The 15,886-nt window shown below is 71.1% G+C and carries 12 protein-coding genes; all 12 read left to right on the top strand.

What is annotated here, in order from left to right:
• Positions 1-2 precede the first annotated feature (2 nt).
• The 12 genes from ASD43_RS02920 to ASD43_RS02865 all read left to right on the top strand — a co-directional run bounded on the left by ASD43_RS02920 (position 3) and on the right by ASD43_RS02865 (position 15,886).
• Positions 3-965, top strand: a complete 963-nt coding sequence (locus ASD43_RS02920; protein ID WP_056413332.1) for an AAA family ATPase — start codon at positions 3-5, stop codon at positions 963-965.
• Positions 966-975: 10 nt separating this feature from the next.
• Positions 976-2,238, top strand: coding sequence for a DUF58 domain-containing protein (locus ASD43_RS02915; RefSeq protein WP_056413329.1), 1,263 nt, complete (start codon positions 976-978; stop codon positions 2,236-2,238).
• Positions 2,235-4,628: a transglutaminase domain-containing protein gene (locus ASD43_RS02910; protein ID WP_056413326.1), complete on the top strand. Its 2,394-nt coding sequence runs from the start codon at positions 2,235-2,237 to the stop codon at positions 4,626-4,628. The genes ASD43_RS02915 and ASD43_RS02910 overlap by 4 nt, the downstream gene beginning before the upstream one ends.
• Positions 4,625-6,115 carry an RDD family protein gene (locus ASD43_RS02905; RefSeq protein ID WP_056413324.1) on the top strand — a complete coding sequence of 497 codons (1,491 nt, stop codon included), beginning with the start codon at positions 4,625-4,627 and terminating at the stop codon, positions 6,113-6,115. Before ASD43_RS02910 ends, ASD43_RS02905 begins: the two co-directional genes overlap by 4 nt.
• Positions 6,112-6,924, top strand: coding sequence for a PP2C family protein-serine/threonine phosphatase (locus ASD43_RS02900; RefSeq protein WP_056413321.1), 813 nt, complete (start codon positions 6,112-6,114; stop codon positions 6,922-6,924). The genes ASD43_RS02905 and ASD43_RS02900 overlap by 4 nt, the downstream gene beginning before the upstream one ends.
• Before the next feature lies 1 nt (position 6,925).
• Positions 6,926-8,560 (top strand): FHA domain-containing protein, encoded by a 1,635-nt coding sequence (locus ASD43_RS16890; protein ID WP_056413319.1) that lies wholly within the window; start codon positions 6,926-6,928, stop codon positions 8,558-8,560.
• Positions 8,557-10,293 carry a serine/threonine-protein kinase gene (locus tag ASD43_RS02890; RefSeq protein ID WP_056413315.1) on the top strand — a complete coding sequence of 579 codons (1,737 nt, stop codon included), beginning with the start codon at positions 8,557-8,559 and terminating at the stop codon, positions 10,291-10,293. Before ASD43_RS16890 ends, ASD43_RS02890 begins: the two co-directional genes overlap by 4 nt.
• Positions 10,290-11,006, top strand: a complete 717-nt coding sequence (locus ASD43_RS02885) for a hypothetical protein (RefSeq protein WP_045255008.1) — start codon at positions 10,290-10,292, stop codon at positions 11,004-11,006. Before ASD43_RS02890 ends, ASD43_RS02885 begins: the two co-directional genes overlap by 4 nt.
• A 76-nt stretch (positions 11,007-11,082) precedes the next feature.
• Positions 11,083-12,435 carry a type VII secretion integral membrane protein EccD gene (gene eccD / locus ASD43_RS02880; RefSeq protein WP_056413312.1) on the top strand — a complete coding sequence of 451 codons (1,353 nt, stop codon included), beginning with the start codon at positions 11,083-11,085 and terminating at the stop codon, positions 12,433-12,435.
• A 3-nt stretch (positions 12,436-12,438) separates the two neighbouring features.
• Positions 12,439-13,755: a type VII secretion protein EccB gene (gene eccB, locus ASD43_RS02875; RefSeq protein ID WP_056413310.1), complete on the top strand. Its 1,317-nt coding sequence runs from the start codon at positions 12,439-12,441 to the stop codon at positions 13,753-13,755.
• Positions 13,755-15,044: a S8 family serine peptidase gene (locus ASD43_RS02870; protein ID WP_056413307.1), complete on the top strand. Its 1,290-nt coding sequence runs from the start codon at positions 13,755-13,757 to the stop codon at positions 15,042-15,044. The genes eccB and ASD43_RS02870 overlap by 1 nt, the downstream gene beginning before the upstream one ends.
• A gap of 98 nt (positions 15,045-15,142) precedes the next feature.
• On the top strand, positions 15,143-15,886 hold the full coding sequence (locus ASD43_RS02865; protein ID WP_149423970.1) for a hypothetical protein: 744 nt from the start codon (positions 15,143-15,145) through the stop codon (positions 15,884-15,886).

Below are 15,886 nucleotides of genomic sequence, written 5' to 3'. Positions count from 1 at the left end.
GCATGACAATGACCTCCGAACAGGCCGCGTGGTTCCACGGCACCTTCACCCGCCTGGTCGACAACGTCGACCGGGCCGTGCAGGGCAAGCGCGAGATCGTCTCGCTCGTGCTGGCAGCGATGCTCGCCGAAGGGCACGTGCTGCTCGAAGACGCCCCGGGCACCGGCAAGACCAGCCTCGCCAAGGCACTGGCCGCCACCGTGCAGGGCACGAGCTCGCGCATCCAGTTCACGCCCGATCTGCTGCCGTCCGACGTGACCGGTGTGACGATCTACGACCAGCAGAACCACAGGTTCGAGTTCCATCGGGGCCCGATCTTCGCGTCGATCGTGCTCGCCGACGAGATCAACCGCGCCTCGCCGAAGACGCAGTCCGCGCTGCTCGAGGTGATGGAGGAGTCCCGTGTCACCGTCGACGGCGCCGCTCACGAGACCGGTCGACCGTTCCTCGTGATCGCGACGCAGAACCCGATCGAGCAGGCGGGCACGTACAAGCTGCCCGAGGCGCAGCTCGACCGGTTCCTCATCAAGTCGTCGATCGGCTACCCCGACCTGGCGGTGACCGAGAGCATCCTCGCCGGCGCCGCCCAGCGCAACCCGTCGGCGGCCCTCACCCCCGTCATCACCACCGGCGCCGTCGCGGACATGGCCGACCTGGCCTCGACCGTGCACGTCGAGCCCGCCGTGCTCCGCTACATCGCCGAGCTCGCCGAGGCGACGAGAACGGATCCGGCGACCCGACTCGGAGTCTCCGTGCGCGGCGCTCTCGCCATGGTGCGCATCGCCAAGGTGTGGGCTTCTTCGCAGGGACGTCACTACGTGCTGCCCGACGACGTCAAGACGCTCGCACGCCCCGTCTGGCTGCACCGGCTGCTGCTCGATGCCGAGGCGGAGTTCTCGGGCACGAGCGGTGAGACGGTGATCGCCCGCGTGCTCGACCGCATCGCCGCACCGCAGGCCCGATAGGACAGCGGGAATGACCACCCAGGCTCCCGATCAGGTGCCCGCACCGCCCACGGCCGACGCGCGATGGCGTGACGTCGTGGCGGTCGTCGGCGCGCGCCTGCTCGCACGCCTGCGGAGGGTCACCGACGCGATCCGTCCGCTCGCGTGGGTGCTCATGGCGCTGGCGGTCGGACTGTGGATTCTCGGACAATCCGCCGGGTGGGCGGAGTTCGCGATCGCCGCCGCCGTCATCGCCCTCACCGTCGCGCTGTGCGCGCTGTTCCTCATCGGTCGCACCGCCTACGACGTCGCGCTCGATCTCGCGCGCACGCGGGTGGTCGTGGGTGAGCGGGCGATCGGCGGCCTCACCCTCGCCAACAACGGGCCCCGGGCGATCCTGCCCTCCCGCGTCGTGCTGCCGGTGGGCGCGGGTCGCGGCGAGTTCGGCATCCAGCGGCTCGCCCCGGGTGAGGAGGCCGAAGAGCTGTTCGCCATCCCCACGCAGCGCCGCGGCGTCGTGAAGGTCGGACCGGTGAGCGTGGTCCGCGGCGATCCCCTCGGCCTGTTCGAGCGCGCGCATCGCCGAGACGACCCCGTCGACCTGTACGTGCACCCCCGGACCATCGCGTTCGAAGGGCAGTCGCTCGGATTCCTGCGCGACCTCGAGGGGATGCCTGCGGCGGACCTCTCGCGCGACGACGTCTCGTTCCACGCCCTCGTCGAGTATCAGCCGGGCGATGACCTGCGTCACGTGCACTGGCGCTCGACCGCGCGCACCGGCACGCTGATGATGCGGCAGTACGAGGAGACGCGGCGCTCGCACTTCGTCATCGCCCTCTCTCGGGCCGCGTCCGACTACGCCGACGACGAGGAGTTCGAGCTGGCGATCTCCGCCGCGGGCTCGATCGGGCTGCGGGCCATCCGCGATTCGCAGCGGGTGGAGGTGCGGGTCCAGGGTCGGGATCTCGCCGCAGGATCCGGCAAGCAGCTTCTCGACTCCCTCGCGGCGGTGACGCACTCCCGCCCCCGATACGGCGGCCTGGACGCGCTCTCGGCGGTCATCGCCCGCAACATGCCGCTCGCCAGCATCGTGGTGCTCGTCTGCGGATCGAAGGTGCGCGGAGAGGATCTGCGCTCGGCATGCGCGCGGCTGCCGTTCGGAGCGCGTGTTCTCGCCGTCGTCGCCGATCGTGCGGCGACCGCCCCCTCGCTGCGGCGCATCGGCGATGCCGACGTCGTCACCGTCGGCGCGCTCGAGCAGGTGCCGCTCGCCCTGCAGCGGGTGCTCGCATGAGCGCCGCCGTCGTGCTGCCACTGCGGCGATGGATCCTCGACCTCGCGGCGACCGCCGTGCTCGGCGGCGTCGCGCTCGCCGGGATGTGGCCGACGTTCGCCGGCGGCAGCTACCTGCCCGCGGCGATCGGCGGCATCGTGCTCGGACTCGCGATCGCGGCCGTGTGCGCCTGGCGCGGCTGGGGCATGCTCATCACGGCCGGAGTCACGGTCGCGGTGTACTTCCTGCTCGGGGGTGCGCTCGCGCTGCCGCACACCGCACTGTTCGGGGTGATCCCGACGCTCGACACGTGGCAGCGCCTCGCACTGGGCACGGTGACGTCGTGGAAGCAGATGCTCACGACGGTCGCGCCGGTGTCCGCGTCGGACGGTCACCTGCTCGTGCCCTTCCTGGTCGGTCTTTTCGGAACCGTGCTCACGGCATCCCTCGCCCTGCGTCTGCGGAACGTGGCCTGGGCCCTGCTGCCCGCCGGGGTGATGCTGATGCTCGCGATCCTCCTCGGAACGCCGGAGCCGGCGTTCCCGCTCGCCCAGGGTCTCGTCTTCGCGGTGCTCGCGATCGCCTGGCTCGCCCTGCGTCAGCTCTGGGATCCGCACAACGCCGCCGTGTCGGTGAGTGAGATCAACCCCGCACGTGCGGCCCGCATGAGGATGCGTCGGCTGCTCGCCGGAGCGGCGGTGCTCGCGATCGCCGCCGGTGCCGGAGTCGCGACGAGTGCGGTCGCGCAGCCGGTGCAGCCCCGTCATGTGTTCCGTGACGTGGTGATCCCGCCGTTCGATGTGCGGGACTACCCGAGCCCGCTGCAGTCGTTCCGCAAGAACGTGCGCGATCAGTCCGCGAAGACGCTGTTCACGGTGCAGGGGCTGCCCAAGGGCGCGCGGATCCGCATCGGGGTCATGGATCAGTTCGACGGCATGGTCTACAACGTCACCGACGGCGGCCCCGATTCGTCGAGCGCCTTCACTCCGCTGCGCTCGAACATGTCGCCGGATGCGAAGGGCCTGCCGGTGACGCTCAAGGTCGAGATCGGCGAGTACTCCGGTGTCTGGCTGCCGGATGTCGGTGCGGTGTCGGACATCGTGTTCACCGGTGATCGCGCGGACGAGCTGCGCCGGTCGGCGTTCTACAACCCCGCGACGGGAACCGCTGTGGTCACCTCGAAGCTCGCCACGGGCGACACCTACACGGTCGACACGATCATGCCCGCGTCGGTCGAGGACCGGCAGCTCGCAGACGTCGACTTCGGCAAGGTGCCGCTGCCGACGCAGAGCAACGTGCCGGAGGAGCTCACCTCGCTCGCGGCCGAGACCGTGTCGGGGGCCGAGACGCCGATCGAGCAGGTGCGCGCTCTCGAGACGTTCCTGGCGGAGGGCGGATTCTTCAGCCACGGTCTCGAGGGCGAGGTGCTCTCCCGGGCCGGCCACACGGCCGAGCGCATCTCGACGCTCGTCGGCGGCGACCAGATGATCGGCGACGACGAGCAGTACGCGGTCGCGATGGCCCTGCTCGCCCGAGAGGTCGACATCCCCGCTCGCGTCGTCATGGGGTACTACCCCGACGAGGAGAGGGCGGGCGACGCCACGTTCGACGCCACCGGCGACGACGTGCACGCGTGGGTCGAGGTCAACTTCGCCGGCATCGGCTGGATGAGCTTCGACCCGACGCCGCCCGAGGACAAGGTCCCCAACGATCAGAACACCAAGCCCAAGGCCGATCCCAAGCCTCAGGTGCTGCAGCCGCCTCCGCCTCCGCAGGAGCCGGTCGATCTGCCGCCGACCCTTCCGGACGACCGCAAGGGCGAGGAGGAGACCTTCGACGTTCTGGGCCTCATCGGGATCATCCTCGCCGTCGGTGGCATCGTGCTCGGGATTCTGCTGCTCGTCGCCGCGCCCTTCATCGTCGTCGGCGCCTGGAAGGCGGCCACGCGCCGAGCCCGCCGGAACGCGGCCGAACCCACGGATCGCATCAGCGGCGGCTGGGACGAGGTCACCGACCGCGCCGTCGACTACGGCGCGCGGCTCGACACGGGCGGCACGCGGATCGAAGAGGGGGCGACGCTCGCGGCGACGCTCGAGCTGCCACGGGCGGCGCGCCTCGCCGAACGCGCGGACGCCGTGATCTTCGGCCCCGACGATCCCACCCCCGAAGACGTCGAGGCGTTCTGGGCCGAGGTCGACGTCATCGTCGGCGGACTCGGCGCGGACGCCGGGTTCTTCCGGCGGCTCCGGGCGCGGCTGAGCCTGCGCTCGCTGCTCGGCGGGACCGCCGTCGGCGCCCGCCTCGCGGAGTGGCGGGACGCTGCGATCGCGCGCCGCGGCAGCCGACCTGAGACGATCGGACGCCGCACTCGACAGCCGTCCACCTCCCCACTCGAGAGCGAGAGATCATGACCCAGCCCGCGATCGACAGCAGCGCGCCGGTCTCGAGGCGCGCCATCGCCTACCTGATCGACGCCCTCATCGCCGGAGCCATCGGCACGGTGGGCGTCGTGATCGCCGCCCTGATCACGTTCGCACCGAGGCCCGTCGAAGAGCTCCTCCTCGTGGCGCCCCTCGCCTACGGCGCGGTGCTGCTGGTGCTGCTGGCGTGGTTCGTCGTCTACACGCTCATGCAGACGCGCGGCGGCTCGATCGGCATGCGCGCGCAGGGCGTGCGGCTCGCGTCCGCCGCCGACGGGACGCCGCTCGGCTTCGGCCGGGCACTGCTGCGCAATGTGGTGTTCGGGGCGGCGGCCGGCATCGTCGTCGGGTACTTCACACCGCTGTTCGACGGATCCGGTCGCTTCCAGGGATGGCACGACAAGGTGTCCAAGGCGGTCGTCCTCGACGCGCGCACGTCGGCAGCGCCGTCCGGTCGTGCGCAGGCGAGCGTCGGGGCCCCGCAGAGCACCGCCACGCCCGGCAGGGGCATCGGCGTGCCTGCGCAGCCGACGACCGTCGGCCCGCCCCCCGTGCCGCTTCTCCCTCCGGCTCCGCTGGCCGGCGGATACGCCGCGACGGTCTCCGCTCCTCCCGGATACCCGGCCTCGGCAGCGTCGGTTCCGGCCGCCGACCCCGCGTTCTCCGCTCCTCCTGCAGTGTCCGCTCCTCCCGCGGTGTCCTCGCCGCCCTTCATCGGTGATGCGCCGGCGCCGGCGCCGTCGACGCCGGGCGCCGCGCCGGCGTTCTCCGTGCCGTCCGGCGGCACTCCGTTCGCGGTGCCGTCGCTGCCGCCGAGGTCGTCCGCCCCCGAGCCGGCGCACCCCGATGCGTCCCCCTCCGGTCCGCCCGTCGCTCCCGCGTCCCCCTCCGGTCAGCCCGTCGCTCCCGCGCCCGGAGGCGACGCGCTGATCGCTTTCGTCCCCGGTGTCACGCCGGCGGCATCCGCGGCACCCGCGGCACCGGTGATCCCCGTCATCGACCCCGCGGGTTCCGTGCCCGGTGCGTCGGCGGCGCACGACTCCGTCGACTCGGGGCCGGTCGCCGTCGAGCTCTTCGAGGAGACGATCGTGCAGCCGCGATCGACGCCGGAGCAGCTCGAGGACGAGCTCGAGTCGACGCGCATCAGCATCCCGGGTCATCGTCTGCTGTTCACCTGGGACGACGGCACGCGCGTGACCGTCTCGCGCCGGACGCTCTTCGGGCGCAACCCCGCGCATGAGGACGGCACGGAGCGGGTGACCGTGCGTGACGAGACGCTGTCGCTCTCGAAGACCCATTTCGAGGCCGCGGCGGAGGTCTCCGGCGGCTGGGTGCTCGACCGGCACTCGACCAACGGCATGACCATCGTGCGCGACGGCGAGCGCATCGACTGCCCGCCCGGGCAGCGGGTGCCCGTGCGCCTGGGCGATGCGATCGAGATCGGCGACCGGATCCTCACGATCGGCGGGTACGTATGAGGTCCGCTCTGGTGGTCACATCGGGATCCGCGACGCACATCGGGCTGCGGCGTGCGCTCAACGAGGACTCCCTCCTCGCCGAGGCGCCCGTCTTCATCGTCGCCGACGGGATGGGCGGTCATGAGGCCGGAGAGCACGCCAGCGCCAGGGTCATCGAGGAGTTCTCCCCGTTCATCGGGCGCAGTTCGCTGACGCTCGGCGAGGTCCGCGGCGCGCTCGACCGCGCGAGGGCCGGGGTGGAGGATCTCTCGACGGGTGGCAACGGCAGAGCCGGTACGACACTGAGCGGCGTCATGGTGGCCTCCGTCGACGGCACGGGGTACTGGCTGGCGGTCAACATCGGCGACTCGCGCACCTATCGGCTCGCCGGCGGCGAGCTCGAGCAGATCAGTGTCGACCACTCCGTGGTGCAGGAGCTCGTCGAGTCGGGAGAGCTCACTCCCGCCGAAGCCGCGACCGACCGGCGGCGCAACATCATCACCCGTGCGATCGGGGGGAGCAGCACCGGGGATGCCGATTACTGGCTGTTCCCCGCCGAAGAGGGGGATCGCATCCTCGTGTGCTCCGACGGCATCACCTCCGAGCTCCCGGATCAGCGGATCGGCGAGATCCTCTCCCACGTCTCGGATCCGCAGCTCGCCGCCAATGCCCTGATCGCCGAAGCCCTGCAGTCGGGCGGGCACGATAACATCACGGTCGTGATCGTCGACGCGGTCCGAGTCTCCTCCCGGCCGGGTGCGGGACTCGAGTCCGACGAGTTCGACATCGATGTCGACACGCTGCCACGCGCAGCAGGAGGGGTTCGCTGACATGCAGACGATCTACCGACCGGGGCAGTGGTACCTCATCGTGATTCCGGGTGCTCTCGTCGCACTGCCGCCCGACGTACACAACGACCTGGTCTCGCGGCTGTGGGAGCGCCTCCCCGTCGAGAAGACGCTCGCGAGCGTCATGGACGTGCTCACGACGGCCGCGGGCGGATCCTTCGTCGCCCTGCCGCCGTTCGCCGCGGCGGTCGTCGAGGGTTCGGCGGTGCGCATCGCTCTGCGCGGCGGAGTCGTGGCCCGCGTCAGCTCCGAGACCGGTGCGGCGTACGAGCTGTCCGGCGCCGAGGTGACGACCTGGAGCGAGCACTTCGTGGGTGATGCCACGCGCATCGAGATCACCGTGGAGGAGACGGATGCCGCGGCCGTGCTGCCGGTGCAGAGCGGCATCGTGCGTGCGGCCGCCGCGAGCGCCGAGCTCGAGGTCGACGACGCCGCGCCGATCGCCGCTGCGCTCGGGTCGACCCCCCGGATCGACCCGGTCGAGTCGGGTGCCTCCGCCGCGGCTCTCGCCGGAGGTGCGGCGCCTGCGCTGGCGCTCTTCGGCGGTCCGTCGTCGCCGAGTGTCGACGGAACCCCCGATCTCCCCGGCGCGGCGACATCTGCAGCAGTGGCGGAGCCGGCGGAGCCGGTGGCGGAAGAACAGACCGAGCCGGAGGAGCCGACCGGACCGGAGGAGCCGGCCGTCGAGGAGCCGGCCGTCGAGGAGCCGGCCGTCGAGGAGCTCGCGCCGGTCGAGCCGGACGAACCGACCGAGACGGCCGAGCCCGCGGCTGACGAGCCCGCGGCTGACGAGCCCGCCGGTGACGAGCCCGCCGGTGACGAGGCCGCGGCTGACGAGGCCTTCGATCTTCCCGAGGAGACCATCGTCTCGGCACCGGCCGCGCCTGTGGCCGCGGTAGGCGCCATTCCCCCGCCGCCCGCGATCCCCGATCTTCCGGGCGCACCCCTCCTGCCCCCGCTTCCCGACGACGCACGCGCCGACGAGACGATCGCGGGCGAGAACGGCCTCGACGAACACACCTGGGAGCCGCCGCAGCGCAGCTCCGCCCCGCAGAACGACCTCGACGAGATCGAGCAGCTCTTCGATGAGACTCTGCAGGGCGGATCGGACGGGCCCGAGGGCTCCGAGGTGCCGCCCGCCTCGACGGTGGCACCGGCACCCGCTCTGGGAGACCACGACGGCGCCACGATCACCTCGGCCGAGCTCGATGACCTCCGTCGACGCCAGTCCGTCTCCGACGACGTCGCCACGCAGGTCCTCGACGCGGTGCCCGCCGGTCACGGACGCATCCGGGTGTCCTCGGGTCAGGTCGTCGAGCTCGACCGCACCGTCATCATCGGACGCCGACCGCGATCGACCAGGGCGAGCGGACACGACCTGCCGCACCTCGTCGCGGTCGACAGCCCGCAGCAGGACATCTCGCGCAACCATCTGGAGATCCGACCCGACGCCGGCACGGTCGTCGTCATCGACCTGCGCACGACGAACGGCTCCACCCTCGTGCGGCCGGGAGCCGAGCCGATGCGCCTGCACCCGGGTGAGCAGACCCTCGTGCTGTCGGGCGATGTGGTCGACCTGGGAGACGGGGTGACGGTCCTCTTCGAGGACATCCCGTGAGCCGCCGGCCGTCTCCGCCGCCGCAGCTTCCCGGATTCCGCTACCTCGAGCACCTCGGAACCGGTGGCTTCGCCGACGTGTTCCTCTACGAACAGCAGATGCCCCGCCGCCGCGTGGCGGTGAAGGTCCTGCTGGCCGACCGCCTCGAGACCGGTGCAGCGCAGGAGTTCACCGACGAGGCGAACGTCATGGCGATGCTGTCGACCCATCCGGCGATCGTGACGATCTACCAGGCGGGGGTCGCCGCCGACGGCAGACCGTACCTGGTCATGGAGTTCTGCCCCCGACCGAATCTGCAGGTGCGTGCCAGACGCGAGCAGTTCTCGGTCGCGGAGACGCTGCGGGTGGGCATCCAGGTCGCCGGTGCCGTCGAGACCGCGCACCGGGCCGGTGTTCTGCACCGCGACATCAAGCCCGCCAACATCCTCGTCACCGAATACAACCGGCCCGCTCTCACCGACTTCGGCATCGCGTCGACCACGGCCGCGGCCACCGAGTCGTCGGGGATGTCGATTCCCTGGTCGCCGCCCGAGTCGTTCGCCGACCCGCCGCAGAGCGGCCCGCGCACCGATGTCTGGGCGCTGGGCGCGACGCTCTTCACCCTGCTCGCCGGACGCTCGCCGTTCGAGCGCCCGGGCGAGCGGAACACCGGAGCCGATCTCATCGAACGGATCGAGCGGGCGGCCGTGCCGCAGCTCGGCAGACCGGATTCGCCGGAGAGCCTGCAGCGAGTCCTCGAACGGGCGATGGCGAAGAATCCGGATGACCGGTATCCCAGTGCCGTCGCGTTCGCCCGCGCACTCCAGAAGGTGCAGATCGAGCTCTCGCACTCGGTGACGACCATCGACATCGTCGACGAGCATCCGCTCGATGAGACGCCGGGCGACGACGGAGACGGACTCACGCGGGTCCGCGACGTGCACTCGATCAGCCCCGAGAGCCCGACCGCCACCCGTCCGTCGGCGACGACGCAGCGCAAGCATCCGGTGGGTGCCGTCGATGTGCCGAGGTTCGAGCGGCCGCCCGCGTCGGACGCGCTCGCCGAGACCCAGCACCGCACGCCGGCGACGTCGGCCTCGTCGGCCGCCCCTCCGCCCGCCGCGCCGCACCCGCCGTCGTTCGACGACGACGTCACGGCCGTGCGCGGCCCGACCGTCGTCACCCCTGACGTGCCGTGGTCGTCTCAACCGCAGACCGCGCCGGCCGGCGCCCCGCCGTCGCTCGGCGCCCCGCATCCGGGCGCGCCGCAGTTGGGCGCGCCGCAGTTCGCTCCTGCGGCGCCGTCGACGGCGGAGGACGCCTCGACGGCACGCCGCTCCGGAATGCCCTGGTGGGTCTGGCTCCTCGGAGTCGTCGCCGCGGCGACGGTGGTGGGGGGCATCGTGCTCGTGAGCAGTCTCGCCGGCTCCCTGATGCCTGCTCCCGAGCAGACGGCGCAGGCGCCGGAGCCGCAGGATCCGCTCGTCTCCGGCCCGGTGCCCGAGGCAGAGGATCTCACGGGGACGAACACCGCCGGAGTCGTCTCGTTCACCTGGACGAATCCCGACCCGCAGCCCGACGATGCGTACATCTGGTACGAGGTGACGCTGGACGGACCGCAGGAAGCGCATATCGTTGAACAGACCGACGTCACTCTGGAGGGGGATCGTTCGGGGCGCACCTGCATCGAGGTGCTCATCAAACGGGCTGACGGGCGATCTTCGCCCGAGCCGATCAGGGGGTGTGTGGGCTGATGGAGATCACTGTCGAATTCGCCGGAGAGTATTTCGAGTTGACACCGGGAGAGCCGTTCTACGTCGGCCGACAGGGTGATCTCGAACTCGACGACAATCTCTTCCTTCATCGTCACTTCCTCGAGATCGCCGACAAGGACGGCCTGTGGTGGCTGTCGAACGTCGGGTCCCGTCTGACCGCGACGGTGACGGACTCGTCGGGCGGGGTCAACGCCTGGCTCGCCCCCGGTGCCCGACTCCCCGTGGTGTTCGAGCAGACCACCGTCGTCTTCACCGCAGGACCGGTGACCTACGAGCTCACGATCCACTCCAAGGGCCCCACGTTCCACCTCGACCCCCGCGAGAATGCGGAGGACGGGCAGTCGACGATCGGGCACGTGCCGCTGACCGCGCGACAGCGACTGCTGATCCTCGCGCTCGCCGAGCCCGCGCTGAAGCGCGACGGCACCGGGGCGAGCGAGATCCCCAGTTCGGCACAGGCCGCCGCGCGTCTGGGATGGACGAGCACGCAGTTCAACCGCAAACTCGACAACGTGTGCGACAAGTTCGACCGCATCGGCCTGCAGGGCATGCGGGGCGGGCAGGGCAAGCTCGCGATGAACCGCAAGGCGCGTTTGGTCGAGTACGCGGTCTCGAGCCGTCTCGTCACCCGCGACGACCTGGCGCAGCTCGATGCCCCGATCGACGACCTCGAGGACGACGAGGAGTCGTGAGCGGGTCGCGCCGCCTCCGCAAGCCGACCACACGCACGATAGTGTGAATCCGCGTGTCTGACGAAAGCAGGATCTGATGTCGCCCCAGTCGACGGCTGTCGCTTCCTCGCAGCTCGTGCGCCTCTCGGTGCAGTGGGAGTCCGAGCGGATCGACGTCGGTGTGCCGGGCGGAGTCCCGGTCGCCGAGGTGCTCCCCTCGCTGACCCGCCGTCTGCGCATGCTCGACGGCGCATCTGCGTCCGCGGGGTTCCGTCTCGTCCACGCCGACGGCACGCCGCTGGAGGCCGACCGCACGCTGGCGGCCCAGGGGGTTCAGGACGGCGACTTCCTCGTGCTCGAGCAGGGCACGGCGGCCGCGCTCGCCAAACGCTACGACGACCTCGTCGAGGCCGTCGCGGATGCCGTCGAGACCAACGCGCCGTCGTGGTCGACGCAGAACTCGGTGACCACGGCCACCGTCGTCGCCTCCGTGCTGCTGCTGCTCGGCCTGGTGCCCGCCGTCTGGGCCTGGGTCGACTCCGGCACGATCGTCACCGCGGCCGGAGCGGGCGCCGCCGCGATCGTGCTTTTGATCTGCGCGCTCGTGATGGATCGCACCGCAGCCCCGCAGCAGGCGACCATGTCGCTCGCGCTCGTCTCGTCGGTCTACGCGGGCGCCGCCGGATACACCCTGCTTCCCGACGCCGACGGCTGGGGTCTCGCGCTCGTGATCGGCGGCGGCGCGATGCTGGCGTTCGGTGCCGTCGCGCTGCTCGCGCTGAAGCGTCAGCGCGAGTACAGCCTCATCCCGGTCGCGGTGGGGGGCATGCTGCTCGTCATCGGCGCCGTCATCTCCTGGTTCGCCGCCCCGGTCGCCGCCACGCTCGCCGCGGCCATGGCGGTCGCCGGCATCGCGGGACTCGGCGCTCCGTGGGTGGCTCTCGCCTCCGTGCCGCTGCGCGTCGCGTCGGCGCGAGACGAGGCCGAGGTCTATGACGCCCCGTCGCACATCTCGCCGGAAGAGGTCGCGCGGCTGTACGCCCGCGCCCATCGCTACCAGGTCTCGTTGCGCATCTCGCTGTGCGTGATCGTGCTCGTCGCGACCGCTCCCGTCGTCGCCTCGGGCTTCTGGGGTCTCCTGCTGTGCGCGGTCACCTTCATCGGGATGTTCCTCGGCACGCGCCAGGTCTATTCGCGCTTCGACATCGTCGCGGTGTCCTCCGGTGTGCTCGCGGGTGTCGCGCTCGGCGTGACCACGGCGATCCTCAGTCACCCCGACTGGATCGGCGGCCTGGTCATCGGGCTGGCCGCGATCGCCGTCTGCATCATCGTCGTCGTGCTGCTGAATCCGAAGACGCGCATCCGCCTCACCCGGTTCGCGGACTTCGCCGAGTGGGGGACGATCGCGCTGCTGCTCCCGCTCGCCATCATCACCGGGGGCTGGTTCTGATCCATGGCATCCAAGTCAGAGCTGCTGCAGGCGCAGGCCTTCAATCGCCGTCGTCTCCAGCGCGCGTTCGTCAGCGGCGCGCCCGGCGGGCGTGAGCTCGCCCCGGGCAAGCCGCTTCGCGGTGTCGTGGTCAGCGTCGCCCTCGGAATCCTGACCATCATCGTCTCGCTGCTGATCGGCACCTTCACCGGAAGCCTGCCGAAGGACTGGGAGAAGGGCGCGATCATCGTCGTGCAGGGCGAGGGATCTCGCTATGTGGCTCTCGACGGCACGCTCTACCCGGTGAAGAACCTGGCGAGCGCCCGACTGCTCGTGGGCTCGGCGAAGATCACCTCGGTGCCGGCTAACAAGCTCGACGGCATCAGCCGCGACCCCTCGCCGGTGGGCATCGACGGGGCGCCCGACTATCTGCCCGCTCCCGACCGTCAGTACGAGGGCGCGTGGCTCAGCTGCGTCGCGAGCGACAGCCCGCTGGAGATCTCGACGCGACTGCTCGACGATCCGGTCGGTGCGGCCGACCAGGCGGCCCTCGTGAAGGACGACGACGACGACTACTGGTTCGTCGAGGGGGATAAGCGCTATGCGGTCAGCGACGACAACGTCGCGGTCGTGGCGAGCGTGTTCCTCGGGATCGACGATGTCGACTCCGTTCCGACGGTCTCGGCCCTGTGGCTGAATCTGGTCACCCCGGGGTCGCCGCTCGAGGTGAACCTCGGCGCGGAGCTCGGAGAGAATGCCGGCGCTGCCGGTCTCGTCGTCGGCCAGGCCGTGCAGACGCAGTCCGACGGCGACGTCGTCAACGAGTACATCGCCGACGGCGACGGTCGCCTCGTTCCGGCGACGCCGTTCGCCCGGCAGCTCCTCACCGCCTATGTGGGCATGGAGCCGGTCGTGATGACGGTCGCCGAGGCGACCGACCTCGCCGACGTGAACTCCGACGCGATCCCGGCCGATTGGCCGCGGACCGTCTCGTCGTCGTCGGCAGACGGCGGAGAGACGGCCTGCCTGCAGATGACGCCGAGCGCCGACGGCCCCGTGGTGTCGGTGACGGCCACTCCCGACGACGCCGAGCTCGGAACGAGCGTGACCCCCGGTGCGGGTGCGGCGATCACGGCGCGATCGAGCGGCGAGGGAGCCACGTACGGCTTCGTCGCCGAGTCCGGCGTGTACTTCCCCGTGGAGACCGCTGAGGATCTCGCTCTGCTCGGGTATTCGACCGAGAGCTCGCTCACCGTTCCCGCCGCCTGGACGCAGCTGCTCGAGCAGGGCCCCACCCTCAGCCGTACGATCGCGCAGAGGACGTCGGGGCAGGGCGGCTGATGGGTCTGCGCACCGTGCGGAGGGCAGCGGCGGCGCTCGGCGTGGCCGCAGTGCTGGGCTCGGGGATGCTGGCTGCCCCCGGTGCGGCCGTGGCATCGATGCCGACGGCCGCAGCATCGACCTCGACGCCGTCGATCGATGCGGGTGAGCAGTGCACCCCGGGTGACCGCGTGCTCGTCTCGGGAACGAGCTATCTCGTCGACCGGCTGGGCCTCGAGGCCGCGTGGACGCTGAGTCGCGGCGCGGGCGTCACGGTCGCCGTCGTCGACTCCGGTGTCGAGGGGGGCAACGCACACCTCGCGGGAGCCCTCGTGCCGGGCGCGAGCACGTTCGGCGACGGCACCGCTCCCGCCGATGACGATCTGTTCGGGCACGGCACGGCGATCGCCGGCCTCATCGCCGCGCGGCGGGTGGAGGGATCGGGGGTGGTCGGCATCGCGCCCGAGGCGCGGATCATGCCCGTCCGGGCGTTCGAGGCCGCGCCGGAGGACGGGCAGTCTTCCCGGGACATCGCCGGGCCGTCGGCGGCGTCCGTGACGGCCGGCATCCGCTGGGCCGCCGATCACGGTGCGCAGATCATCAACGTGTCGCTCTCCGACGACCAATCCGCCGATCTCTACGCGGGCGCCGTCTCCTACGCCCATGCGCGCGGGGCCCTGGTGATCGCGAGCGCGGGAAACCGCAACACCGCGAACGCGAACCGTCCCGATCCGGAGCACTTCTACCCGGGGGAGCTGACCGGAGCGCTCGCCGTCTCGGCGGTGCTGAAGGACGGCACGTGGGATCCGGACTCGTCGTACTCCGGCTCCCACGTCGACATCGCCGCTCCCGGGCAGTCGATGCCCTCGGCGTACATCTCGGGCGGCGACTGCGTGTTCAACGGCGACTCCGCATCGTCGAGCTACGCGACGGCCGTGATCTCGGGCGCTGCGGCTCTCGTCGCCGCGCGCTACCCCGACGAGACCCCCGATCAGTGGGCGTTCCGTCTGCTGCAGTCGGCGATGCGCGTCGCGCCGACCGAGCCCACCGACACGGTCGGGTGGGGCGAGGTGCGCCCGGCCGAGGCGCTGGCCCTGGTCGACGACGGCACGCTGCCCGGCCCGCCGTCCCCGGCGCATCCGGCGGGGGAGCCGGAACCCGAGGTCACCAGGACGATCTCGATCGAGCCGGATGCCGATCCGCTCGACCCCGCCCGGGCGATCGTCGGATGGGCGCTCGGCGGGGCCGCGACGATCTCGGCGATCATGCTTCTGCTGGCGCGAGGACGGGCCCGCAGCACCGCGATGTGAGCGCCGAGCGCGACGCTATGGGGACTTCTCCCCCTATGGTCGCGACGCCTCGCTTCGTAGTATGAGGTCAAGGTCAAAGGTCTACGGAAGAGGAGCGCATGGTCAGCATGGATATGGCGGATGCCAATCGCCTCATGGCGGAACTGCGCCAGACGGCGGGTGAACTGCAGCACGAGCTGCGCTCGCTCGCGTCGGCGTCGGAGCAGCTGGCCCCGGTCACCGTCAAGGATGATGCCGGCGCCGTCACACTCACACTCGCGGCGAACGGCGCGGTGCAGTCCCTCGCACTCGATGAGGACTGGCGCGACACCATCGGCGAGGAGGCACTCGGACTCGTCATCAGCACGTGCTACCAGGACGCGATCGGACAGCGGGCGGGTCAGTGGATGAAGGCCTATTCCGAGACCGCCGATCAGGGTGAGGCTGCTCCGCTGCCGGAACCCGCCCCGGTGCAGCTCGGCGACCCGAGCGTGTCATGGGGCATCGATGCGCGGGAGCAGCTACGCGACATGTACGCCGCGGCCGACGCGCAGCAGCAGGACTTCCTGGCCCATCGTGCACAGCGCGCGCGTCAGGAGCGAGACGGCGTCAACGCCGCGAAGACGATCATGGTCACCCGCGAGGGAGACACCATCACCGCGGTCAAGGTCGACGAGCGCTGGGTGCGCAACACGAACGACGAGGTGATCGAGAAAGAGGTCGTGCGCGCGCTGAACAACGTCATGGCCATGTCGGCACGCGAACGTGAGAACAAGTACGAGGGGTTCCCCGCGATCGAGCAGCTCATGCAGCTCGCGCACAACCCCCAGGAACTGATGCGCCGCATGGGCGCGATCCGCTGA

The sequence above is a fragment of the Microbacterium sp. Root553 genome (genome assembly GCF_001426995.1).
GTDB lineage: Bacteria > Actinomycetota > Actinomycetes > Actinomycetales > Microbacteriaceae > Microbacterium.
Note: the sequence above shows the minus strand (reverse complement) of the source record. Positions and strands in the feature narration are given on the sequence as shown.